Below are 23,092 nucleotides of genomic sequence, written 5' to 3' on the forward strand. Positions count from 1 at the left end.
AGCGCTCCGCCGTCCCGGCCACAGGCCGCGCAGCCTGCTGCCCCGCCCGCCGCGCCCGCCCCGCAGACCGGCGGCGGCGGTGGTCCGGCGCTGGGTGCGCCGCCGCCGGGCAGCCCGGACGTCCGCTCGATGTGGCCGAACATCCTGGAGGCGGTCAAGAACCGCCGCCGCTTCACCTGGATCCTGCTCAGCCAGAACGCGCAGGTCGCGGGCTTCGACGGCACAACCCTCCAGCTCGGCTTCATCAACGCGGGAGCCCGCGACAACTTCACGAGCAGCGGCAGCGAGGACGTCCTCAAGCAGGCGCTCGCCGAGCAGTTCAACGCGCACTGGAAGATCGAGGCGATCATCGACCCCTCGGGCGGCTCGGCCCCGCCCCCGGCGGCGACGGGTTTCGGCGGCTCCGGCGGCTCGTACGGGGGCGGTCAGGGCGGCTCGCACGGAGGCGGTCAGGGCAGCGGTCCGTACGGCGGGGGGCAGAGCAGCGGCTCGTACGGCGGAAGCCAAGGCGGTTCGTACGGAGGGGGCTCGGGCGGCGGCAGCGGCCAGAGCAGCTCGTACGGGAGCGGGCAGAGCGGTACGTACGGAGGCGGCCAGACCGCTGCGTACGGCGCGGGCGCCGCCCCCGCATCTCAGCGCCCCGAAGCGTCCGCCCCGCAGCAGGCGCCCGCTCCCGGCCCCGGCTCGCAGCAGACTTCGGCAGGCCGCCCCGCCCAGCAGGCCTCGGCGCCCGCGTCGTCGTCCTCCTCGTACAGCCAGGAGCCGCCCCCGATCTCCCCCGAGGACGACATCCCGCAGGAGGATGACCCGGACCTCGACGAGAGCGCCCTGAGCGGCCACGACCTGATCGTCCGCGAGCTGGGCGCCACGGTCATCGAGGAGATCGCGAACGAGTAGCGGCCGCCCCTCGGGGGCGAGGGAACGGTGCGCCTGGCCGAGTCGCACTGTGCCCAGCCGGGCCGTGCCCAGCTGGGCCGCGCGCCGAGCAGCGCTGCTCCGAGCCGAACCGAACCGAGCGGAGCCGGGCCGTGCGCCGAGCCCAGCCGCGCCGCGCCGCGCCGCGTGGATCAGCACGTCCCGAGCGGTGCCCCGAGCGGCGCCCGAGCGATTTCGGAGCTTCCCACAACCCCCGAGCGCCCCCCATCCGTGCAAACGCACCGGACCCCCCGACTAGGCTGCGCACCGTGAAGGTCCTCGTCATCGGCAGCGGTGCCCGCGAACACGCCCTGTGCCGCTCCCTGTCCCTCGACCCCGACGTCACCGCGCTGCACTGCGCGCCCGGCAATGCCGGGATCGCGGAGGTCGCCGAGCTGCACCCGGTCGACGCCCTCGACGGCGCCGCCGTCGCCGCGCTGGCCCGCGAGCTGGAGGCCGGGCTCGTCGTCGTCGGCCCGGAGGCGCCGCTGGTGGCGGGCGTCGCCGATGCCGTGCGGGAGGCCGGCATCCCCTGCTTCGGCCCCTCGCGCGAGGCGGCCGAGCTGGAGGGCTCGAAGGCCTTCGCCAAGGATGTGATGGCCGGGGCGGGCGTCCCCACCGCGCGCAGCTACGTGTGCACCACGGACGCGGAGATCGACACGGCGCTCGACGCCTTCGGCGCGCCGTACGTGGTGAAGGACGACGGGCTGGCCGCGGGCAAGGGCGTCGTCGTCACCGAGGACATCGAGCAGGCCCGCGCCCATGCCCGTGCCTGCGAGCGCGTGGTCATCGAGGAGTTCCTCGACGGCCCCGAGGTCTCGCTCTTCGCGATCACCGACGGCACCACCGTGGTGCCGCTCACCCCCGCCCAGGACTTCAAGCGCGCCCTCGACAACGACGAGGGCCCCAACACGGGCGGCATGGGTGCCTACTCGCCGCTGCCGTGGGCCGATCCGAAGCTGGTCGACGAGGTCATGGAGACGGTGCTCCAGCCCACGGTCGACGAACTGCGCCGCCGCGGCACGCCCTTCGCCGGGCTGCTCTACGCGGGGCTCGCGATCACCGGCAGGGGCGTACGGGTCATCGAGTTCAACGCCCGTTTCGGCGATCCCGAGACCCAGGTGGTCCTGGCCCGGCTGCGGACGCCGCTCGCGAGCGTCCTGCTCAACGCCGCGAACGGCACCCTCGACCTCGAGCCGCCGCTGCGCTGGCGCGAGGACGCGGCCGTCACCGTGGTCATCGCCTCGCACAACTACCCGGGCACCCCGCGGACCGGCGATGTGATCGAGGGCCTCGACGAGGTGGCCGCGCAGGATGCCCCCGAGGCGTACGTGCTGCATGCCGGGACCCGGCGCGAAGGCGAGTCCGTGGTCAGCGCGGGTGGGCGGGTGCTGTCCGTGACCGCGACCGGCAAGGACCTGTCCGAGGCCCGCGAACGCGCCTACCGCGCCGCCGCACGCATCCGTCTCGACGGCTCCCAGCACCGCACGGACATCGCGGCGAAGGCGGCGGGCGCCTGAGCGCTGCGTGACACCGGGCCTCTGGGCCCTTCACCAGCGGGCCGCTGAGCCCCTTCGTACCACCGGGCGCACGCCCGGAGCACGGTCGTTCACGGGACCGGATCTGACACAAGATCCGGTCCCGTTTCGTCTGCACCTTTGCCCAAAGCCATTCCATCGGGTGACCGATCCCCCATACGGCTGACGGGCCCCGAGGCCCCAACTATGGTGCGGCGCAAGCGTTCCCGGCATCTCCAGGCGCCTCCTAGCCAAACAGCCCACCGGCATTGCGATGTCAGTGGCGGGTGCCACAGTGGGGGAGTGAGCAAAGCCGTCGCAGCACGAAGGGGGTGACGTCCGGCCGTGTCCGGAACCAGTACGGGAAGCGAGCGGGGCGCGGTGGGCGCACGCGCCCGCGCGCTCGCCGTCCTGCGCGTCCGCAGCAGCGCCCTCGCGATCGCGCTGCTGCCCGCCGCGGTGGCCGTGGTGCTGCTCGCAGGCGGGGTCACGGGCCGTCTGAGCGGCGGGAGTTGGGATCTGGCGCGCTGGATCGTGAGCGCGCTGGCCGGGGTCGTGCTGCTCGCCGCGGGCGTCGTCGCCCTCTTCGTGGCGCGCTCGCGGCCCGCCCTGAGCCCCACCGTGCCGGTCGCCGAGGCCTCCGCCCCGGATCTGTACCGCCTGGTGCGCGAGCTGGCGGACCGGCTCGACGTACCCGCCCCGTCCGCGATAGCGCTCACCCCGGACTGCGACAGCTGGCTGGAGGACCGCACCCACCGCACCCACCGCGCCCACACCCCGCCCCGCCCCGGCCTGCTCCGGCGCGCACGCACGGCCATACGCGGACGGCGCACACCGCCGCGCACCGGGCCGGAGGGGCAGGGAGGTCCGGAGGGGCAGGCGCGTCCGACAGGTTCGGCAGGTCCGACGGGGCAGACCGGTTCGGTGGTGCGGTCCGGCGCGGCGGGGGACGAGGCTGCGGCGATACGGGACGGTGCAGGGGGCGCGGCGCAGGGTGCGCAAGGCGGCGGGTCGGTACGGGGGGATGCGGGCCAGGCCGTACGGGCGGCGGATGCCGCGGTCGGCCGGGGCGCCGCGCATGCCGCGCCGGGACCGGACCCGGATGCTGCGCCGGGCCGGGGCGGCGCGGACGGCGCGCGGGGCCGAGGCGCGGGGAGCCCGGTCGTGCCGGCCGGGGAGACCGCCGCGGCCTTCGGGAGCGCGGACCCCGTGGGCATACGGGGCGGCGAGACCGTCTCCGCGCGGCGTGGCGCGACCGAGTCCGCCGAGGCGGGTCCGGTCGCCCCCGTCCTCGTCATCGGCTCCCCCTTCCTGTGGTGGATGCGGATCGCCGAGCTCCGGGCGCTGCTCGCTCCGGTCGTCGCCGGTACGGGGCCCTCGGCCCATCCGGACATAGCCGCCGCCCGCCGTTTCGTACGGGGCCTGGACGCCGCGGTGGCCGTGACCGAGCGGCCCGGTCACGGGCCCGTCGCGCGGATCGTGCTCGGCGGGGTCGGCCGGGTCACCCGGCTGATGCTGCGCGCCTGCCGGGTGCACGCGGCGGAGATGGAGCGGGGGGTCGCGGCGGCGGCCGCCGACCGCGCGCAGACGGTGGACTACGGGTTGCGGATTGTCGCCCAGGAGCAGGTCGGGCTCGCCTACGCGGGCTGGGACCGGCTGCTCACCAAGGTCGCGCTGCCCGCCTGGCGCATGGGCCGCTGGCCCTCCGGGCTCGACGCCGGTGTGGTCGCCGCGCTCACCGAGCTCTCCCGGCGCGACCGCCTGGCCGAGGGCTTCGCCGCCCGGCTCGGCGAGCGGCCCGCCTGCGATCTCCTCGAGGAGCCCGGCGCGGTGGACGCGGCGGCCTCGCTGCTCGCGGCCCGGCTGTTCCACGGGGAGCAGGGCGGTGCGGACTGGGCGCCGGTCGACTGGCAGGACTATCCGGAGGAGGTCGTCGACCGCAAGTGGCGCACGGACGCGGCCCGCCTCCACCGGGCCCTGGACACCTTGACCGCCGCCTCCACGACCACCCACCACCCGGACCCGCCGGCACCGACGTTGGCGCGTGTGATGGACCACCTGTCGGCGGCGCCGGGCGAAGCGGACGGCGAGGGCGGCGCAGACGGCGAGGGCGCCGCAGACGCTCCAGACGCGCCAGACGCCGAGGACGCCGAGGACGCCGAGGACGCCGAGTCGGCCACGGCGGCACCCGGCGGGGACGGCGAGACGGCCCGGACGGGCAAAAGTCTCCACGCCACCCCGGCCCCCGCCGCACCCACCCCCGCCGCACCCACCCCCGCCGAACCGATCCCCGCCGAACCGATCCCCGACGACGACTCCCTCCCCATCGTCCCCCGCGGCGATCACGACCCCGCCGATCCCCTCGGTCTCGCCCCCCGGAGCGAGCAACTCGCCTCGCTGCTCAGTGTCGAGCTCTCCCGTGAGGAGGCCGCCACGCCCGCCCCGGAGCCGCCGAGGCCCGAGGGAGCCGTCTGGGACGAGGCGGTTCTGCCGCTCTTTCCGATGCAACCGCCCCGTTCCGGTCGGGAGTTGCTCGCCGATCACGTCACTGCCATGGTCTGCTGCGCCGCCGTCGACACGGCCGGTGCCACCCCCGGCCTCGACTGGCTCGACGGCCCGGCCCTGCTCGTCTCCGGCACCCGCGCAGCCGACCTCGGCCCGCGCGTGCGCAGCCTCGTCGAGGGCGGCGATCCGGAACCCCTGCGCGACTGGCTCACGGAGCGCGGGGTACGAGCGGAGAAGCCGGTCCGGCTGGTTTGAGGGCCAGCATCCGGAAGAACGCGTTCCGTTCACGTCAATTCACGACGAACGGTGACGGGATGCGTGCGTAATGTGATGTGCTGGGATCGGCCATCAACAACCAGTCACCAACCACACCGACGCGGCACCGGCAGAGCGCGGAATCCGGGGGAGGGAGGGGAGCGGCATGGGCAACGGCAGGATGCCGAAAAGCGGCACGCCGGGGACCGGAGCGCCGATCAGGCGCTGGGAGTCCGGCGCGCTGGCCCACGCCGTGAGCGACCCCTTCGGTCAGGGCCCGCTGCCCTGGCTGCGCGGCAGCGAGCACTACTTCGACGACACCGGCCAGGTCGTCCCCTGGTACCTCGACCACGCCCCGGCGCCCGGCGCCCGTATCCCCGCGCCCCGCAGTACCACCGGCCCGCGCACGGCCGATGACGTGCACCAGCAGATCAAGGGATTCACCTCCACGGGTGCCGTCACCCCCGGCGAGTCCATCGACTTCCGTATCACCGTGGACCCGCCGCAGCAGTTCGCCGTCGACATCTACCGCATCGGCCACTACGGCGGCGACGGCGCCGCGAAGATCACCACGAGCCCCCGCCTCTCCGGCATCGTCCAGCCGCCCCCGCTCGCCGCCGACCGCACGGTCTCCTGCCACCACTGGTGGCTCTCCTGGCGGCTGCAGGTCCCGAGCTACTGGAGTACGGGCGCGTACGTGGCGGTCCTGACCACCAACGACGGCTACCGCTCGCACATCCCGTTCACGGTCCGCGACGACCGCCCGGCGGATCTGCTGCTCCTGCTCCCGGACGTGACCTGGCAGGCGTACAACCTCTATCCGGAGGACGGCCGCACGGGCGCCAGTCTGTACCACGCCTGGGACGAGGACGGGTCGCTGCTCGGCGAGGGCGATGCCGCGAGCACCGTCTCCTTCGACCGCCCGTACGCGGGCGCGGGCCTGCCCCTCCACGTGGGCCACGCCTACGACTTCATCCGCTGGGCCGAGCGCTACGGCTACGACCTCGCGTATGCCGACACCCGCGATCTGCACGCCGGGCGCGTCGACCCGGCCCGTTACCGGGGCCTCGTCTTCCCGGGCCACGACGAGTACTGGTCGGTGCCGATGCGCCGCACTGTCGAGCGGGCCCGCGACGGCGGTACGTCCCTCGTCTTCCTCTCCGCCAACACCATGTACTGGCAGGTGGAGTTGAGCCCCTCGCCCTCCGGTGTCCCGGACCGACTGCTCACCTGCCGCAAGCGCCGCGGCCCCGGCCGGGCGGCGCTGTGGCGTGAAGTGGACCGGGCGGAGCAGCAGTTGATCGGCATCCAGTACGCGGGCCGGGTGCCGGAACCGTCCCCCCTCGTCGTACGGAACGCCTCGCACTGGCTGTGGGACGCGACCGGTGCGCACGAGGGCGACGAGGTCGAGGGCCTGGTCGCGGGCGAGGCCGACCGGTACTTCCCGCGGACCCAGCTGCCCGAGCACCACAGTCGCATCCTGCTCGCGCACTCGCCGTACCGCGACGGCGACGGGGCGCGGCGGCACCAGGAGACCTCGCTGTACCGGGCGCCCTCCGGCGCGCTGGTCTTCGCCTCCGGCACCTTCGCCTGGTCGCCGGCGCTCGACCGCCCCGGTCATGTCGACACCCGCATCCAGCGGGCCACCGCCAACCTCCTCGACCGCATCTGCAAACGGGACTGAGAGCGCGTCGGCGGCGCCCGGACGGCCCACTCCGGGGAGCCCCTGGTCGGCGCGGCCTTCGCGATAGGCGAGAATCGGACCGTTGGCCGAAACCACGGGGAGGAACCATGCCCGGATTTGTGGAAAAGCCCGAACCGATCGAGGTGCCGGGCCTGGTGCACCTGCACACCGGAAAGGTGCGCGACCTGTACCGGAACGAAGCGGGCGACCTCGTCATGGTCGCCAGCGACCGCACCTCCGCGATGGACTGGGTGCTGCCCACGGAGATCCCCGACAAGGGGCGCGTGCTCACGAAGCTGTCCCTGTGGTGGTTCGACCAGCTCGCGGATTTCGTCCCGAACCATGTCCTGTCCACCGAGGTCCCGGCGGGCGCGCCCGCCGACTGGGCGGGCCGGGTCCTGGTCTGCAAGTCCCTGAAGATGATTCCGGTCGAGTGCGTGGCGCGCGGCTATCTGACCGGCTCGGGGCTCCTCGAATACGAGGAGTCGCGCACGGTCTGCGGGCTCGCCCTGCCGGAGGGCCTCGTCGACGGCTCCGAGCTGCCCGCGCCGATCTTCACGCCCGCGATGAAGGCCGCCGTCGGCGAGCACGACGAGAACGTCTCGTACGAGGAGGTCGCGCGCGAGGTCGGCGCGGAGACGGCGGCGCAGCTGCGTCAGACGACGCTGGCCGTGTACGGGCGGGCCCGGGACGTGGCCCGTGAGCGGGGGATCATCCTCGCGGACACCAAGTTCGAGTTCGGCTTCGACGGGGAGGAGCTGGTGCTCGCGGACGAGGTCCTCACGCCGGACTCCTCGCGGTTCTGGCCCGCGGACCAGTGGGAGCCGGGGCGGACGCAGCCGTCCTTCGACAAGCAGATCATCCGCAACTGGCTGAAGTCGCCGGAGGCGGCGTGGGACCGGCAGGGCCCCGACGGCGAGAACCCGCCGCCGCCGCTCTCGCCGGAGATCGTGGAGCGCACGCGCTCGCGCTACATCGAGGCGTATGAGCTGCTGACGGGGACGGCCTGGTAGTCGGTCGGCGTCGAGCCCCCGGCGAGAACCGGGGGTCCGACGACCCCGAGCCAACGCAGAAGGCCCCCGGCGAGAACCAGGGGCCTTACTGTGTGGAGCGAACGACGAGGTTCGAACTCGCGACCTCAACCTTGGCAAGGTTGCGCTCTACCAACTGAGCTACGTTCGCATGCTCCGTGGGCTCATGCCCTCGGTGCGAAGCCCACTATACCCAACCGCGCTCGCGCGCGAGACGAACCGCCGCGTGCCGGTTCTCGGCCCCGAGCTTGGACACCGCGGACGAGAGGTAGTTCCGTACGGTCCCGGGTGACAGCGCGGCCCGCTCGGCGATCTCCGCGACCGGCGCACCATCGGCCGCGAACTCCAGCACCTCTGCCTCCCGCGCGGTGAGCGGTGAGTCCCCGGAGGCGATCGCGTCGGCCGCCAACTCCGGGTCCACATAACGGTTTCCGGCGTGCACCGTGCGGATGATTTCCGCGAGCCGCTGCGCGCTGACGGTCTTCGGCACGAAGCCCCGTACGCCCGCTTCGAGCGCCCGCTTGAGATGCCCCGGCCGACCGTGGCTCGTCACGATCATGGTCCGGCAGGAGGGCAGTTCACCGCGCAGCGATGTGGCCACACTCACACCGTCCGCCCCGGGCATCTGCAGATCGAGTACGGCCACATCGGGCCGGTGCGCGAGCGCCATCGCGAGCGCCTCGGGCCCGGAGGCGGCCTCGGCGACGACCGTCAGGTCCTCCTCCAGGGCGAGCAGGGCGGCGAGCGCTCCGCGGATCAGATGCTCGTCGTCTGCGAGCAGGACTCTCAGGGACGGTGCGTCGCTCATCGCGCGGTCTCGCTCTCGTTCGTACGGAGGGCGGCTTCGGCCACCTGCGGCCTTTCGGCCTCCTGCAACGGCCCTTCGTCCCCCCGCGACGGCCCCTCGGCCACCTGCGGCCCTTCGTCCCTCTGCAACCGCCCTTCGGCCACCCGCAACGGCACTTCGGCCACCACCCGGAACATCCCGTCCCCCGCCGGACCCGCCGAGAGCACCCCGCCCACCGCGGCCAGCCGCTCCCGCAGCCCGGCCAGCCCCGAACCGCCAGGACCGGGCCCGCCCGGCGCCTTGCGCGGCTCGACGGCGGCCCCGTCGTTCTCGACGGTGAGCGCGGCCCGCCCGTCGCTCACGGCCAGCGCGATCGAGCAGCGCGTCGCGTCCCCGTGCCGCAGCACATTGGTCGCGGCCTCCCGCACCACCCAGCCCAGCGCCGCGTGCGCGGCGGTCGGCAGCGCCTCCGCGGCCCGCGCGCCGCTGGTGCGGCAGTCGATGCCGGCCGCGGTCAGCACGCCCTGCGCACCGGCGAGTTCGGCCCCGAGGCTCGCCTCGCGGTAGCCGCGTACGACCTCCTGCACCTCGCGCTGCGACTCCCGTGCGATGCGCTGCACCTCCGTCATCTGGTCCACGGCCTCGGGCCTGCCGCGGTGGGCGAGCTGGACGGCGAGTTCGCTCTTCAGGGCGATCACCGCGAGGTTGCGGCCCATCACATCGTGCAGGTCCCGCCCGAACCGCAGCCGTTCCTCGGCGACCGCGAGCCGCGCCTGCGTCTCCCGCCCGCGCTCGGCCTGCCACATCACCGAGAGGCTCCAGGCGGAGCAGCGGACGCTGGCCAGGCAGAGCAGTCCGCCGCCGAAGACCCCGGCGGCGGTCGCGATCAGGATGCCGCCGCGCAGCCCCACGGCCGCGCTCACCCCGGTGACGGCGGCCGCGCCGAGCAGGCAGCGCACCAGGAACGTACGGACCGGCAGGGTCAGACAGCGCTCCAGGCAGTACGGGATGACCGCGAACACCGAGAAGAAGACGGTGGACGAGGCATCCGCCTCGCCCCGGGAGGCCCGCTGCGCCGCGATGGCGAGACCCAGCGTGGCGATCATCAGCGCGGCCGCGTGGACCCGGCCCCGGCGGGGCACGGAGCCCCGCCCCAGGTAGGAGTCGAAGCCCCGGGCGATCATCCGGCAGGCGACCACGCACTGGTCGGCGCCGGAGCAGAGCAGCAGCACGCCGAGCGTGACGACGAGCGGCTGCCGGCCGAAGAGCGCGACGACCGGCAGCACCAGCCAGGACAGATAGAAGAACCACACCATCGCCCGGACGATCAGGAGCGACTGGAACTCCATCCGCTCCACATGGCTGCGCTCGTCCCAGACCCGCCGGCGCCACCGCCGATAGCGCTCCCGCACCTCGTCACTCCCCGCCGCTCAGCGCCGCGGTTCCCACCGGAACCACCGCGATACAGCAAACACCGCGACCGCGATCCAGGCCACCGCCGTCGCCAGTGCGACGAAGGTGTCGGAGCCGGAGAGCGTGCCGGTCCAGCCGCCCCGTACGAGGGTCATCACCGGGGAGAGCGGCAGCAGTTCGAGTACGGAGGCCAGCCTGTCGGGGAAGACCTCCAGGGGAACGGCCACACCCGAGCCGATCATCGTGACGAAGACGAACGGCAGACCCATGACCTGCGCGCTCTCCGCCGTCTTGCTGACCGCCGCGGTCAGGGCGGCGAACGCCACGCACAGCACGAGTCCGAGCAGGAAGCCGAGCACCGCCAGATGGACCGCCGAGGGTGCGGCGAGTCCGAGCAGCGGTGTCGCGGCCACGGCCACGACCAGGCTCTGCGCGAACCCGATCAGGGACGGGGGCAGCGCGGCGCCCGCGAGGATCTCCCGGTCGCGCAGCTCGCCGGTGCGCAGCCGCTTGAAGACGAGCTCCTCGCGGCGCGCGACGTAGATGTTGACCAGGGAGCTGTAGACCGCGAAGAGCAGCGAGAAGCCGACCGCCGCGGGGATCAGCACCTGACCGATGCTGAACCCGGTCTCGTCGAGGGTGTCGCCCTGGAGCGAGGCCTGCACGCTGAACGGCAGGATCAGGGGTACGACGAGTGCGGTCACCAGGACACCCTTGTTCCGCGCGAGCAGCGTCAGCTCGGCGCGCGCGAGCGACAGCAGGCGGCCCGCGGGGGTGGTCCGCGCGGGGGCGGGGGCGGCGGCGGCGGTGGTCGGTGTGGCGCTCATGCCACGGTCTCCTTCGTCCGTACGGCGGTGTCCTCGGCCCTGCCGTCGCCGCGCGCCTCGCGGGCGATCTGCAGGAAGGCCTCCTCGAGGGAGGCGGAGCGGACATCGAGCCCGTGCAGGGCGATGTTCTGCTGCTCGGCCCAGACGAGCAGGCCGGTGGCGGCCCGCTGCAGTTCGTGGGTGTGCAGCTTCACGCTGCGGCCGTCGACCGTGTGCCCGCTGACACCGAGCTCGGCGAGCGGCGGCAGATCGCCGACGAAGTAGCCCTCGGGCAGGTCGAAGGCGATCCGGGACGGCTGCGAGGCGGTCACCTCGGCGGGTGTGCCGGCGTGCGCGATGCGCCCTTCGTGCAGGATGGCGAGCCGCTCGGCGAGCGACTCGGCCTCCTCCAGGTAGTGCGTGGTCAGGAGCACGGTGGTGCCGCTGTCGCGCAGGCCGCGCACCAGGTCCCAGGTCTCGGTGCGCCCTTCGGCGTCGAGTCCGGTGGTCGGCTCGTCCAGGAACAGGACCTCGGGCCGTCCGAGGAGCGCGAGCGCCAGGTCGAGGCGCCGCTTCTCACCTCCGGACAACTGCTTCACCCGTACGTTCGCCCGCCTGGTGAGCGAGACGAGTTCGAGGGCCTCGCCGACCGGGCGCGCCCCGCTGGTGCTTCCGGCCCACATCCGTACGGTCTCGGCGACCGTCAGCTCGGCGGGGAAGCCGCCCTCCTGCAGCATCACGCCGATCCGCGGGCGGACGGCGTTGCGCTCGGTGTACGGATCGTGGCCGAGGATCCGTACCTGTCCGGCGGTGGGCGCCGCGAGGCCTTCGAGCAGTTCGACGGTGGAGGTCTTTCCCGCGCCGTTGGTGCCGAGCAGGGCGAAGAGCTCGCCCTTGCGCACGCTGAACGAAATCCCCCGCACCGCCTCGAAGCCGCCCGTGTAGGTGCGCCGCAGATCGATGACGTCGATCACGCGTTCTTCGGTGGTGGTGTTCATGCCCCAAGTCTCCCCGCAAGGGCCGGCGAAGATCAGTGCGGCCCGTCACGACCTGGGGTGACAGCTCTCACGCCTGCGTATGACACCTGTCATACGCAGGGCGTAGGGCGTAGGGCGCAGGGCGCGGATCCGTGTAAGGACGGGCCGGTCACCGGTCCGGAAACGCAGAAAGCCCCCGGTTTCCCGGGGGCTTTCCGCTCATGGAGCGAACGACGAGGTTCGAACTCGCGACCTCAACCTTGGCAAGGTTGCGCTCTACCAACTGAGCTACGTTCGCATCGCCTCCGACCAGCTCTCACCGGTCGGCGCTGACACAAGACTACCTGATCCACAGCTGTGGTCGTAGACCTGCATCGGAGCGGGTGACAGGAATTGCACACTGCGCCTCCCCCCTGGAAGGGGGGTGTTCTGCTGCTGAACTACACCCGCGCGTTCTCCCGCGGCTTCCGGTTTCCCGGGCCCCGCGGCGCGCTCCAGACTCTAGCCGACCTGCGGGGGTGCAATGCAAGTCGGTCGGGCCCCGGCCCGCCGCGCGGACGTATCCGCGGTGCCGGCGGGGGTGTCGGCGGAGCCTGCCGCCGACACCCCTGAGCCCGGGGTCAGTTCGCGGCTTCGAAGGCCTCGTAGACCTTCTTGGGGATCCGGCCGCGGGCCGGCACCTCCATCTTGTGGGACCGCGCCCAGGCCCGTACCGCCGCGGGGCTCGCCGCCACCGAGGTGTGCTTCACGGCCCGGCCCGCCTTGCCCTGGCCGCGCGAGCTCCGCTTGCGCCCCGCCTCCAGGTACGGGGCGAGCGCCTCGCGCAGTTTCTTGGCATTGTCCTGATTCAGGTCGATCTCGTACGACTTCCCGTCAAGACCGAAGGCGACAGTTTCCGCCGCTTCCGAGCCGTCGATGTCGTCGAAGAGAGTGACCACGACACGCTGCGCCACGAATATCGGTCCTTTCGTGCGGAATCACCGCTCGGCCGCCGGTCCGGCAGATGCTTGGTCTCCGCCGCGCGCCGACGATGCCTTCCACCGGCCTTGATCGGCCTATTGTCCGGCTATTGCTTTTTGCCCGCGAATCCGCCGGCGAATCCTTTGTATCGCGCCCGGCATTGCATTGGGAAGTCCGACTAAATCTCTCCGCGTGTCCGGGCGCAATGGGTGGCGGGAGGTTTCTTGCCGGGTTTCCCGTGATTTTCCCCCGCCATTACGTGCGCAGGCGCCGCCGGACCTCGTGAAAGTGAGCGGGCTCACGTAGGAACCTACGAATCTACGCGAGTAGAAATTTCCGTCGGATACGCTGAACCGGCCAGCTCAGCATCGTGCTGGAGCCACCTGCTCAGCACCACACCCCGGGAGTGCCAGTGGCACGCGTCGTAGTCGACGTCATGCTCAAGCCCGAGATCCTCGACCCGCAGGGACAGGCCGTGCAGCGTGCACTGCCGCGCCTCGGATTCGACGGGATCGCGGACGTACGTCAGGGCAAGCGTTTCGAACTCGAAGTGGACGGTCCGGTGGATGACGCCGCGCTCGCCCGTATCCACGATCTTGCGGAAACCTTCCTCGCCAACACCGTGATCGAAAACTTCACCGTGAAGGTGGAAGAGCCCGTGGTGGGAGCCGAAAAGTGACCGCTCGTATCGGCGTCGTCACCTTTCCGGGTTCCCTCGACGACCGGGACACCCAGCGCGCGATCCGTCTGGCCGGCGCGGAGCCGGTGGCCCTGTGGCACAAGGACAAGGATCTGAAGCAGGTCGACGCGGTCGTCCTGCCCGGTGGTTTCTCCTACGGCGACTATCTGCGCGCGGGTGCCATCTCGCGGTTCTCGCCGGTGATGGAGACCCTCATCGACCAGGCGAAGGCGGGCCTGCCCGTCCTCGGCATCTGCAACGGCTTCCAGGTCCTCACCGAGGCCCACCTGCTGCCCGGCGCGATGCTCGGCAACGACCACCTGCACTTCATCTGCCGCGACCAGAAGCTCCGCGTCGAGAACGCGGAGACCGCCTGGACGGCCGACTACGACAGCGGGCAGGAGATCCACATCCCGCTGAAGAACATGGACGGCCGCTACGTCGCCGACGAGCGCACGCTCGACATGCTGGAGGCCGAGGGCCGCGTGGCGTTCCGGTACCTCGACTTCAATCCCAACGGCTCGCTGCGCGACATCGCCGGCATCACCAACGAGGCGGGCAACGTCGTCGGCCTGATGCCGCACCCGGAGCACGCTGTGGAGCCGCTCATCGGCACCGGCCGCACCGACGGTCTCCCCTTCTTCACCTCGATCCTCAAGAAGCTGGTCGCTCCGTGACCGAGCGCAGCGAGGGAGCCAAAGGACGCAGCATGAGCCTCGACACCGTAGAGAACGCAAGCAAGACCCCCGACGTCGAGCTGCCGTGGGCCGAACTCGGCCTGAAGAAGGACGAGTACGAGCGCGTGGTCGAGATCCTCGGCCGCCGCCCGACCGGCGCCGAGCTCGCCATGTACTCGGTCATGTGGTCCGAGCACTGCAGCTACAAGAGCAGCAAGGTGCACCTGCGCCAGTTCGGCGAGAAGGCCCCGCAGTCCGACGCCATGCTCGTCGGCATCGGCGAGAACGCGGGCGTCGTGGACGTAGGCCAGGGCTACGCCGTCACCTTCAAGGTGGAGTCCCACAACCACCCGTCCTACGTCGAGCCCTACCAGGGCGCGGCCACCGGCATCGGCGGCATCGTCCGCGACATCATCGCCATGGGTGCCCGCCCGGTCGCAGTCGTCGACCCGCTGCGCATGGGCGCCGCCGAGCACCCCGACACCAAGCGCGTCCTGCCGGGTGTCGTCGCGGGCATCGGCGGATACGGCAACTGCCTGGGCCTGCCCAACATCGGCGGCGAGGTCGTCTTCGACGCCTGCTACCAGGGCAACCCGCTGGTCAACGCAGGTGCCATCGGCGTCATGCGGCACGAGGACATCCACCTCGCGAAGGCCTCCGGCGCGGGCAACAAGGTCATCATGTACGGCGCCCGGACCGGCGGCGACGGCATCGGCGGCGCCTCGATCCTGGCGAGTGAGACCTTCGACGATGCGAAGCCGTCCAAGCGGCCCGCCGTCCAGGTCGGCGACCCCTTCCAGGAGAAGCTGCTCATCGAGTGCACCCTGGAGGCCTTCGCCGAGAAGCTCGTCGTCGGTATCCAGGACCTGGGCGCCGCCGGTATCTCCTGCGCCACCTCCGAGCTGGCCTCGAACGGCTCGGGCGGCATGCGCGTCGAGCTGGACGACGTACCGCTGCGCGACTCGACTCTGTCTCCCGAGGAGATCCTCATGAGCGAGTCGCAGGAGCGCATGTGCGCGGTCGTCGAGCCTTCGAAGGTCGACCGCTTCCTGGAGATCTGCGCGAAGTGGGACGTCATCGCGACCGTCATCGGCGAGGTGACGGACGGCGACCGTCTGGAGATCTTCTGGCACGGCGAGAAGATCGTCGACGTCGACCCGCGCACCGTCGCCCACGAGGGCCCGGTCTACGAGCGGCCGCTGGCCCGCCCCGACTGGCAGGACACCCTCCAGGCGGACGATGCCGGCAAGCTCGCGCGGCCTGCGAACTCCGAGGAGCTCAAGGAGCAGGTCCGCAGGCTCGTCGCCTCGCCGAACCAGGCCTCCAAGAAGTGGGTCACCCAGCAGTACGACCACTTCGTCCAGGGCAACACGGTCCTCGCCCAGCCCGAGGACTCCGGCATGATCCGTATCGACGCCGAGACCGGCCTCGGCGTCGCCATCGCCACCGACGGCAACGGCCGCTACGCCAAGCTCGACCCGTACACGGGTGCGCAGCTGGCCCTCGCCGAGGCCTACCGGAACGTGGCGACGACCGGCGCCAAGCCGCTCGCCGTCTCCGACTGCCTGAACTTCGGTTCGCCCGAGGACCCGGCGGTGATGTGGCAGTTCGCCGAGGCCGTACGCGGCCTCGCGGACGGTTGCCGGCAGCTCGGCACGCCCGTGACCGGCGGCAACGTCTCGCTCTACAACCAGACGGGCGAGGCGGCGATCCACCCGACGCCGGTCGTGGCGGTCCTCGGCGTCATCGACGACGTGGCCCGGCGTACGCCCGTCGCCTTCCAGGAGGACGGCCAGCTTCTCTACCTCCTCGGCGACACCCGCGAGGAGTTCGGTGGCTCGGCCTGGTCCCAGGTCGTCCACGACCACCTCGGCGGCCTGCCGCCGAAGGTCGACCTGGAGCGGGAGCGGCTGCTCGCCGAGATCCTGATCTCCGCCTCCCGCGACGGCATGATCGACGCCGCGCACGACCTGTCCGACGGCGGCCTCGTCCAGGCCGTGGTCGAATCGGCTCTGCTCGGCGGCAAGGGTGCGCGGCTCGTCGTGCCGGACGGGCTCGACGCGTTCACGTTCCTGTTCTCGGAGTCGGCGGGCCGTGCCGTGGTCGCGGTCCCGCGCAGCGAGGAGCTCCGCTTCACGGACATGTGCGGGGCGCGGGGACTGCCGGTCACCCGGATCGGTGTGGTCGACGGCGACGCGGTGGATGTCCAGGGCGAGTTCGCCCTGTCCCTGGACGAGCTGCGCTCGGCACACGAGGACACGATCCCGGGCCTGTTCGCGTAACCGGTCCGCGTAACCGGTCCGTGTAACCGGTCCGTGTAACCGGTTCGCGTAACCGGTTCGCGTAACCGGTCCGCTGCTGCGTCTTGGTCTGCGAAGCCCCCGGGCGGCCCGTCCGCCCGGGGGCGCTCCGCTCCGCGCGCCCCCGACCGCAGGACTACGCTCGGGGGCATGCCGCCCAAGTCCCGCCCCCGTGCCTACGATCCCGTCAAGACGCGCGGTGCCGTGCTCGCTCAGTTCGGCCATGTACGGGAAGCCGTGCGCGGGCTCGGTGAGGAGCAGCTGGCCCGGGAGACGTATCTCGCGCCGTGGTCCGTGCGGGAGCTCGCCGCGCATGTCGGGATGGTGATGTACGCCGTCGTGCGGGGGCTGGAGGCCGAGGAGCCCGCGAGGGCCGAGCTGGGGCTCGACCGGTACGTCGGCACGTCCGCCCCGCACGCGGCGGACATCGCCGAGACCGTGCGGGGTCTCGCCGAGGAGCACCCCGATCTCGACGCCTGGTACGGCGAGATCGGTGACCGGCTCATCCCGTTGCTCGATGCCGCCCCCGCCGGACGGATCGTGCCCACCCGCGTCGGGGCCATGGCGCTCGACGACTTCATGGTGACCCGGGTGCTCGAACTCGTCGTGCACACCGATGATCTCAACCGCGCGGCCGGGACCGACGTCCCGATGCACCGCCACGCCCTGGCCACCTGCACCCGCCTCCTCGCCGACGCCCTCGCGCACAGGGCCCCCGGTGCCTCGACGGAGGTCCGGATCCCGCCGTATGCCGTCGTGCAGTGCATCGAGGGCCCCCGGCACACCCGCGGCACCCCGCCCAACGTCGTCGAGACGGATCCGCTGACCTGGCTGCGGCTCGCGACCGGGCGTACGGCATGGGCCGAGGCGGTCGGCGAGGCGCGGGTCAGCGCGAGCGGGGAGCGGGCCGACCTGTCGGCTCTGCTGCCGCTGCTGCGCTGAAGGGGAAGCCGGACGGGAACCGGACGCACACCTCGACCGTCACACCGGCATGCGGTACACCCAGCGAGCAGGCAGCAAGGCAGTGATCGGTTCCGCGGCCGCGGCTCTCGCGGTCGGGCTTCTCGCCGGCTGCGGCGAGCAGCGGGCCGACGGGGACGGCGGCGGCGTCGGGGCGGGATCCGCCTCCGCTGCCGCGTCCGGCGCCGCGTCCGGCGCCGGACGGCAACCGGCCGCGGACGGGACGCCCGCGCTCACCGGTGTCCGGTGGGGCGTCGAGAGCCTCACCGCCGACGGCGAGCGCACCGCGCCGCCCCGCGGTGGCGCGTACATCGAGATCGGGCAGGACGGCCGGATCCACGGCACCTTCGGCTGCAACTCCTTCTCCGGCGAGGCGGCCGTGGACGGCACGAAGGTGACGGTCGGCTCGCTCGCCCGTACCGAGATGTACTGCGGCAACGACTTCGAGGACCGCGCCTTCGCCGTCCTGGAGGGCGGGCTGACGGCGAAGGAGGTCGGCGGCAAGCTGCGGCTGAGCTCGGGCGACGGCGACTTCCTCACCCTGGCCGAGCTGGAGCCCGTACCGCTGACCGGTACGAAGTGGCAGGTCAACGCCGTACTGCACGGGGATGCGGCGACGTCGCTGCCGCAGGATGCGAAGCCGCACCTGACCTTCCGCGCGGACGGCCGCGTGACCGGGAACCTCGGCTGCAACGAGATCGACGCCGAGGCCACCATCCACGAGAACGGCACGCTCAGCCTCCGGCCGGTCGGCACCACGTACAGGAAGTGCCCGGAGGACGTCATGCGCACCGAGCGGGCGCTGTACGCGCTCTTCGAGGGCGGCGGCGAGGTCGAGTACAAGATCACGCATCGTGTGCTGCAGCTGGTCTCGGGTGACAACGGTCTCAGTGCCACCGCGGCGGAGGGCGAGAAGTAGCACGTCCGAGGGATGTCTCGTACGTTCGAACGAAGAATGAGGTGTACCGCATTCGGAGCATGGCTCGATCTCGCCTACACTCGTGCACGTGCCACGTGGTGACGGACGACTCAGCCACGACCTGCTCCCCGGCGAGAAGGGCCCCCAGGACGCTTGTGGCGTCTTCGGTGTCTGGGCTCCCGGCGAAGAGGTCGCCAAACTTACCTACTTCGGGCTCTACGCCCTCCAACACAGGGGCCAGGAGTCCGCGGGAATCGCGGTCAGCAATGGTTCCCAGATCCTCGTCTTCAAGGACATGGGACTCGTCTCCCAGGTCTTCGACGAGACCTCCCTCGGATCGCTGCAGGGTCATATCGCGGTCGGTCACGCCCGCTATTCGACGACCGGCGCCTCCGTCTGGGAGAACGCCCAGCCGACGTTCCGCGCCACCGCGCACGGCTCCGTCGCGCTCGGCCACAACGGCAACCTGGTCAACACGGCGCACCTCGCCGAGCTGGTCGCCGAGCTGCCGCCGGACCACCAGGGCCGCGGCACCAGGGTCGCCGCGACCAACGACACGGACCTGATCACCGCCCTCCTCGCGGGCCAGCGCGACGCGGACGACAAGCCGCTGACCGTCGAGGAGGCCGCCGCGAAGGTGCTGCCCGAGGTCAGGGGTGCCTTCTCGCTCGTCTTCATGGACGAGGGCACGCTGTACGCGGCCCGCGACCCGCAGGGCATCCGCCCGCTGGTCCTCGGCCGCCTGGAGCGCGGCTGGGTCGTCGCCTCGGAGACCGCGGCCCTCGACATCTGCGGCGCCGCGTACGTCCGCGAGGTCGAGCCCGGCGAGATGATCGCCATCGACGAGAACGGCCTGCGCACCTCCCGCTTCGCCGAGGCCAAGCCCAAGGGCTGCGTCTTCGAGTACGTCTACCTGGCGCGCCCCGACACCGACATCGCGGGCCGCAATGTCTACCTCTCCCGCGTCGAGATGGGCCGCAGGCTCGCCGAGGAAGCGCCCGCCGAGGCCGATCTGGTCATAGCGACGCCGGAGTCCGGCACCCCCGCCGCGATCGGCTACGCCGAGGCCAGCGGCATCCCGTACGGCTCCGGCCTGGTCAAGAACGCCTACGTCGGGCGTACGTTCATCCAGCCCTCGCAGACGATCCGCCAGCTCGGTATCCGGCTCAAGCTGAACCCGCTCAAGGAAGTCATCAAGGGCAAGCGCCTGGTGGTCGTCGACGACTCGATCGTCCGCGGCAACACCCAGCGCGCCCTGGTCCGGATGCTGCGCGAGGCCGGTGCGGCCGAGATCCACATCCGGATCTCCTCGCCGCCCATCAAGTGGCCCTGCTTCTTCGGCATCGACTTCGCCACCCGCGCCGAGCTGATCGCCAACGGCATGTCGGTCGACGAGATCGCCACGTCGCTCGGCGCCGACTCCCTCTCGTACATCTCCATCGACGGCATGATCGAGGCGACCACCATCGCCAAGCCGAATCTGTGCCGGGCCTGCTTCGACGGCGAATACCCGATGGAGCTTCCGGACCCGGAGCTGCTCGGCAAGCAGCTCCTGGAGACGGAACTGGCCGCGGGTGCCGCGGCCACGGCAGCGACCGACGCGATCCGTCGGCCGTAGGCCCTCTCTTCTCTTCTCCTCACCTCGACCTGAAAGATCCCAGGCAATGTCTGAGACCGCTGTTCCCTCGTCGTCTGGTGCCTCCTACGCCTCCGCAGGCGTGGACATCGAAGCGGGCGACCGCGCCGTCGAGCTGATGAAGGAGTGGGTGAAGAAGACGCAGCGCCCCGAGACCACCGGTCTCGGCGGCCTCGGCGGGTTCGCCGGCCTCTTCGACGCCTCGGCGCTCAAGCGCTTCGAGCGGCCGCTGCTCGCCTCTGCGACGGACGGCGTCGGCACGAAGGTGGACATCGCGCGCCGGCTCGGCGTCTACGACACGATCGGCCACGACCTCGTCGCGATGGTCATGGACGACATCGTGGTCTGCGGTGCCGAGCCGCTGTTCATGACGGACTACATCTGCGTGGGCAAGGTGCACCCCGAGCGGGTCGCGGCCATCGTGAAGGGCATCGCCGAGGGCTGTGTCCTCGCCGGCTGCGCGCTCGTCGGCGGCGAGACCGCCGAGCACCCGGGGCTGCTCGGACCCGAGGACTTCGATGTCGCGGGCGCGGGTACGGGCGCCGTGGAGGCGGACCGGGTGCTGGGCGCGGAACGCATCCGAAAGGGGGACGCGGTCATCGCGATGGCGTCCTCGGGACTTCACTCCAACGGGTACTCGCTGGTGCGCCATGTGCTCTTCGAGCAGGCCGGGATGAGCCTGGACACCGAGGTGGCCGAGCTGGGCCGCAGCCTCGGCGAGGAGCTCCTGGAACCCACGAAGATCTACTCCCTCGACTGCCTCGCGCTGATGCGGACCACCGAGGTGCACGCCTTCAGCCATGTGACGGGCGGCGGGCTCGCGGCGAACCTGGCCCGGGTGATCCCGGACGGCCTGCACGCCGTGGTGGAGCGGTCCACGTGGACGCCGGACCCGGTCTTCGGCCTGGTCGGCAAGGCCGGTTCGGTGGCGCGGGCCGAGCTGGAGAAGACGCTCAACATGGGCGTCGGCATGATCGCGATCGTGCCGCCGGAGTCGGCGGAGGTGGCGGTCCGCACGCTCGCCGACCGCGGCGTGGAGGCCTGGGTGGCCGGCGAGATCGTGGAGCGCGGCGAGCACGCGCTGGGTGCCGAGATGGTCGGCGACTACGGGATCTGAGGGGGCTGGGGGCGTCAGCCCCCATGAACCCAGCCCGCCGCGGAGCGGCGGAGCATCCCGGGGCGCAGCCCCGAAAGCAGCACGAACCCCGGTCCGGCGAAATCGCCCGGACCGGGGTTCGTGTGTGAAGCTGTACGCAAATTCCGAAGCTGTACGAAAAAGAGTCAAGCGCCGCGGCGCCGCGACGCCGGAGGATCGGACTGGTCGTCCTCGTCCTCGTCGTCGTTGTACAGATCCGCGTACTGGGCGTACGGGTCGTCTTCCTCGTCGTCCTCGAACGGCTCACCATTCGGCGGCTGCTGCGAAGTCGAAGCGCCCAGCTCATCGGCCAGACGCGAAAGATCAGTCCCGCCAGTGCTGTACTTCAGCTGGCGGGCGACCTTCGTCTGCTTGGCCTTTGCCCGGCCGCGCCCCATGGCTCGACCCCCTTGGATATGGGGCTCACTGGCCCCAGAGTCTTGACACGCGTTCATGATCAGGAACGGACTCTCCGCGGAGAGACCGTGCCGTAGGGCTTCAACGGTACCTGCTTCAGCGCGCATACGGTACGCCGCCCGCAGGACGCGCCTGCGGCGAGCACCAGTGGGGAGCCCCGTCCCCGCTGGTCAGTCCCGATTTTAACCTGTTCTTCGCCTGCGACCCGCCGACCGGCGTGAGCCTTGTCTCGTCGCTGACGGTCCTGAATGGCACAAGCACACCCAGGACCGTCGTACGGACGACGCCGCTCAGGCCTTTGCGGCCCGTGCCTGAGCCATCAGCTGCTCCGCGATCCGGTCCGCCGCGGCGGCCGGCGGGATGCCGTCCGTCTTGGCGCGAGCGAATATGGCCAGCGTGGTGTCGTAGATCTTCGAGGCCTTGGCCTTGCAGCGCTCGAAGTCGAAGCCGTGCAGCTCGTCGGCGACCTGGATGACGCCGCCGGCGTTCACGACGTAGTCGGGCGCGTAGAGGATGCCGCGGTCCGCGAGGTCCTTCTCGACGCCCGGGTGCTCCAGCTGGTTGTTGGCCGCACCGCAGACGATCTTCGCGGTCAGCGCGGGCACCGTGTCGTCGTTGAGGGCGCCGCCCAGTGCGCACGGGGCATAGATGTCGAGGCCGTCGACGCGGATCAGCGCGTCGGTGTCGGCCACGGAGGTCACGACGGCACCTTCCGTACCGGCGTGCCGGTCGAGAATCCTCCGTACGGAGTCCTCACGCACGTCCGTGATGACGACCTCGGCGCCTTCGGAGACGAGATGCTCCACGAGGTGGTGACCGACCTTGCCGACACCGGCGATACCGACCTTGCGGCCGCGCAGCGAGGGATCGCCCCACAGGTGCTGTGCGCTGGCGCGCATGCCCTGGTAGACGCCGAAGGCGGTGAGCACGGAGGAGTCGCCCGCGCCGCCGTTCTCGGGGGAGCGGCCGGTGGTCCAGCGGCATGCGCGGGAGACCACGTCCATGTCCGCGACGTAGGTGCCGACATCGCAGGCCGTCACATAGCGGCCGCCGAGGGAGGCGACGAAGCGGCCGTAGGCGAGGAGCAGTTCCTCGCTCTTGATCTGCTCGGGGTCCCCGATGATCACGGCCTTGCCGCCGCCGTGGTCGAGTCCGGCCATGGCGTTCTTGTACGACATCCCGCGCGCGAGGTTCAGGGCGTCGGCGACGGCCTCCGCCTCGGTCTCGTACGGGTAGAAACGGGTGCCGCCGAGGGCGGGGCCCAGAGCGGTGGAGTGGATGGCGATGACGGCCTTGAGGCCGCTCGCCCGGTCCTGGCAGAGCACTACCTGCTCATGTCCGCCCTGGTCCGACTGGAACAGGGTGTGCAGCACGTCGGCAGGGGCGCCGGTCACTTCGGTCACGGTGGTGACTCCCATGGATGTTGCGGCGGTTGGAACGGCTTCCTGTGGGTGGGGAGGCCGTGTGAGAGCAGAGTAAGACCTCGGAGGCATCCCCAGGGCCGGAGAGCCGGTATCCG

Annotated in this window: 18 protein-coding genes, 3 tRNA genes and 1 pseudogene; 12 read left to right on the plus strand and 10 right to left on the minus strand. The window is 71.7% G+C overall.

Translation table 11 applies throughout. The annotated features are described in order from the left end of the window. The 5 genes and pseudogenes from ACLF6P_RS00415 to ACLF6P_RS00435 all read left to right on the plus strand — a co-directional run. Window positions 1–897, plus strand: a pseudogene (locus tag ACLF6P_RS00415) (hypothetical protein); the annotation flags it as partial. A gap of 287 nt (window positions 898–1,184) precedes the next feature. Further along, window positions 1,185–2,435, plus strand: coding sequence for a phosphoribosylamine--glycine ligase (purD, locus tag ACLF6P_RS00420; protein ID WP_415947238.1), 1,251 nt, complete (start codon window positions 1,185–1,187; stop codon window positions 2,433–2,435). Between the two features lie 342 nt (window positions 2,436–2,777). Beyond that, window positions 2,778–5,192 carry a hypothetical protein gene (locus ACLF6P_RS00425; RefSeq protein ID WP_415947239.1) on the plus strand — a complete coding sequence of 805 codons (2,415 nt, stop codon included), beginning with the start codon at window positions 2,778–2,780 and terminating at the stop codon, window positions 5,190–5,192. Window positions 5,193–5,358: 166 nt separating this feature from the next. Further along, window positions 5,359–6,876: a N,N-dimethylformamidase beta subunit family domain-containing protein gene (locus ACLF6P_RS00430; protein WP_415947240.1), complete on the plus strand. Its 1,518-nt coding sequence runs from the start codon at window positions 5,359–5,361 to the stop codon at window positions 6,874–6,876. Window positions 6,877–6,983: 107 nt separating this feature from the next. Further along, a complete protein-coding gene (locus tag ACLF6P_RS00435; RefSeq protein WP_415947241.1) occupies window positions 6,984–7,889 on the plus strand; it encodes a phosphoribosylaminoimidazolesuccinocarboxamide synthase in 906 nt (301 codons plus the stop codon). A 93-nt stretch (window positions 7,890–7,982) separates the two neighbouring features. Here ACLF6P_RS00435 and ACLF6P_RS00440 read toward each other — a convergent pair. The 8 genes from ACLF6P_RS00440 to ACLF6P_RS00475 form a co-directional block, all read right to left on the minus strand. Beyond that, window positions 7,983–8,058 (minus strand) — tRNA-Gly (locus ACLF6P_RS00440). A gap of 36 nt (window positions 8,059–8,094) precedes the next feature. Then, complete coding sequence (locus ACLF6P_RS00445; protein WP_415947242.1) at window positions 8,095–8,715, minus strand: response regulator; 621 nt, start codon at window positions 8,713–8,715, stop codon at window positions 8,095–8,097. Then, a complete protein-coding gene (locus ACLF6P_RS00450; RefSeq protein WP_415947243.1) occupies window positions 8,712–10,106 on the minus strand; it encodes a sensor histidine kinase in 1,395 nt (464 codons plus the stop codon). Before ACLF6P_RS00450 ends, ACLF6P_RS00445 begins: the two co-directional genes overlap by 4 nt. An 18-nt stretch (window positions 10,107–10,124) precedes the next feature. Further along, window positions 10,125–10,934 carry an ABC transporter permease gene (locus ACLF6P_RS00455; RefSeq protein ID WP_415947244.1) on the minus strand — a complete coding sequence of 270 codons (810 nt, stop codon included), beginning with the start codon at window positions 10,932–10,934 and terminating at the stop codon, window positions 10,125–10,127. After that, entirely contained in the window at window positions 10,931–11,911 is a 981-nt protein-coding gene (locus ACLF6P_RS00460) for an ABC transporter ATP-binding protein (RefSeq protein WP_415947245.1), read from the minus strand. The genes ACLF6P_RS00455 and ACLF6P_RS00460 overlap by 4 nt, the downstream gene beginning before the upstream one ends. Before the next feature lie 201 nt (window positions 11,912–12,112). Then, window positions 12,113–12,188: transfer RNA gene (locus ACLF6P_RS00465), tRNA-Gly, on the minus strand. Window positions 12,189–12,268: 80 nt separating this feature from the next. Further along, window positions 12,269–12,340 (minus strand) — tRNA-Gly (locus ACLF6P_RS00470). A 170-nt stretch (window positions 12,341–12,510) separates the two neighbouring features. Continuing rightward, entirely contained in the window at window positions 12,511–12,843 is a 333-nt protein-coding gene (locus tag ACLF6P_RS00475; RefSeq protein ID WP_415947246.1) for a histone-like nucleoid-structuring protein Lsr2, read from the minus strand. 419 nt (window positions 12,844–13,262) lie between these two features. Here ACLF6P_RS00475 and purS point away from each other — a divergent pair, with 419 nt between their 5' ends. The 7 genes from purS (at window position 13,263) to purM (ending at window position 21,138) form a co-directional block, all read left to right on the plus strand. Beyond that, on the plus strand, window positions 13,263–13,529 hold the full coding sequence (gene purS, locus ACLF6P_RS00480) for a phosphoribosylformylglycinamidine synthase subunit PurS (RefSeq protein ID WP_415947247.1): 267 nt from the start codon (window positions 13,263–13,265) through the stop codon (window positions 13,527–13,529). Next, complete coding sequence (gene purQ, locus ACLF6P_RS00485; RefSeq protein ID WP_415947248.1) at window positions 13,526–14,206, plus strand: phosphoribosylformylglycinamidine synthase subunit PurQ; 681 nt, start codon at window positions 13,526–13,528, stop codon at window positions 14,204–14,206. Before purS ends, purQ begins: the two co-directional genes overlap by 4 nt. Before the next feature lie 32 nt (window positions 14,207–14,238). After that, window positions 14,239–16,488: a phosphoribosylformylglycinamidine synthase subunit PurL gene (gene purL / locus ACLF6P_RS00490; protein ID WP_415947249.1), complete on the plus strand. Its 2,250-nt coding sequence runs from the start codon at window positions 14,239–14,241 to the stop codon at window positions 16,486–16,488. A 168-nt stretch (window positions 16,489–16,656) separates the two neighbouring features. Beyond that, on the plus strand, window positions 16,657–17,448 hold the full coding sequence (locus tag ACLF6P_RS00495) for a maleylpyruvate isomerase family mycothiol-dependent enzyme (RefSeq protein ID WP_415947250.1): 792 nt from the start codon (window positions 16,657–16,659) through the stop codon (window positions 17,446–17,448). Between the two features lie 49 nt (window positions 17,449–17,497). After that, on the plus strand, window positions 17,498–18,385 hold the full coding sequence (locus ACLF6P_RS00500) for an META domain-containing protein (RefSeq protein WP_415947251.1): 888 nt from the start codon (window positions 17,498–17,500) through the stop codon (window positions 18,383–18,385). Between the two features lie 88 nt (window positions 18,386–18,473). Then, entirely contained in the window at window positions 18,474–20,003 is a 1,530-nt protein-coding gene (gene purF / locus ACLF6P_RS00505; protein WP_415947252.1) for an amidophosphoribosyltransferase, read from the plus strand. A 46-nt stretch (window positions 20,004–20,049) separates the two neighbouring features. After that, window positions 20,050–21,138, plus strand: a complete 1,089-nt coding sequence (gene purM, locus ACLF6P_RS00510; RefSeq protein ID WP_415947253.1) for a phosphoribosylformylglycinamidine cyclo-ligase — start codon at window positions 20,050–20,052, stop codon at window positions 21,136–21,138. Between the two features lie 164 nt (window positions 21,139–21,302). Here the strand turns inward: purM and ACLF6P_RS00515 are convergent, their stop codons facing one another. Together ACLF6P_RS00515 and ACLF6P_RS00520 are read right to left on the minus strand one after the other, a co-directional pair. Next, on the minus strand, window positions 21,303–21,554 hold the full coding sequence (locus tag ACLF6P_RS00515) for a DUF3073 domain-containing protein (protein ID WP_415947254.1): 252 nt from the start codon (window positions 21,552–21,554) through the stop codon (window positions 21,303–21,305). Between the two features lie 309 nt (window positions 21,555–21,863). Beyond that, the gene (locus ACLF6P_RS00520) at window positions 21,864–22,976 is read right to left on the minus strand and encodes a Leu/Phe/Val dehydrogenase (RefSeq protein ID WP_415947255.1); all 1,113 of its coding nucleotides are present in this window, start codon (window positions 22,974–22,976) and stop codon (window positions 21,864–21,866) included. Between the last annotated feature and the right edge of the window lie 116 nt (window positions 22,977–23,092).

Origin of the sequence: Streptomyces lothianensis (assembly GCF_047779955.1) — a bacterium.
In the GTDB taxonomy this organism is placed as follows: domain Bacteria; phylum Actinomycetota; class Actinomycetes; order Streptomycetales; family Streptomycetaceae; genus Streptomyces.

Coding starts and splice junctions, on each gene's coding strand:
- ACLF6P_RS00430 (WP_415947240.1), top strand. CDS start 5,359: ATGGGCAACGGCAGGATGCCGAAAAGCGGCACGCCGGGGACCGGAGCG.
- ACLF6P_RS00500 (WP_415947251.1), top strand. CDS start 17,498: ATGCGGTACACCCAGCGAGCAGGCAGCAAGGCAGTGATCGGTTCCGCG.
- ACLF6P_RS00435 (WP_415947241.1), top strand. CDS start 6,984: ATGCCCGGATTTGTGGAAAAGCCCGAACCGATCGAGGTGCCGGGCCTG.
- ACLF6P_RS00455 (WP_415947244.1), bottom strand. CDS start 10,934: ATGAGCGCCACACCGACCACCGCCGCCGCCGCCCCCGCCCCCGCGCGG.
- ACLF6P_RS00495 (WP_415947250.1), top strand. CDS start 16,657: ATGCCGCCCAAGTCCCGCCCCCGTGCCTACGATCCCGTCAAGACGCGC.
- purL (WP_415947249.1), top strand. CDS start 14,239: ATGAGCCTCGACACCGTAGAGAACGCAAGCAAGACCCCCGACGTCGAG.
- ACLF6P_RS00445 (WP_415947242.1), bottom strand. CDS start 8,715: ATGAGCGACGCACCGTCCCTGAGAGTCCTGCTCGCAGACGACGAGCAT.
- purM (WP_415947253.1), top strand. CDS start 20,050: ATGTCTGAGACCGCTGTTCCCTCGTCGTCTGGTGCCTCCTACGCCTCC.
- ACLF6P_RS00515 (WP_415947254.1), bottom strand. CDS start 21,554: ATGGGGCGCGGCCGGGCAAAGGCCAAGCAGACGAAGGTCGCCCGCCAG.
- ACLF6P_RS00460 (WP_415947245.1), bottom strand. CDS start 11,911: ATGAACACCACCACCGAAGAACGCGTGATCGACGTCATCGATCTGCGG.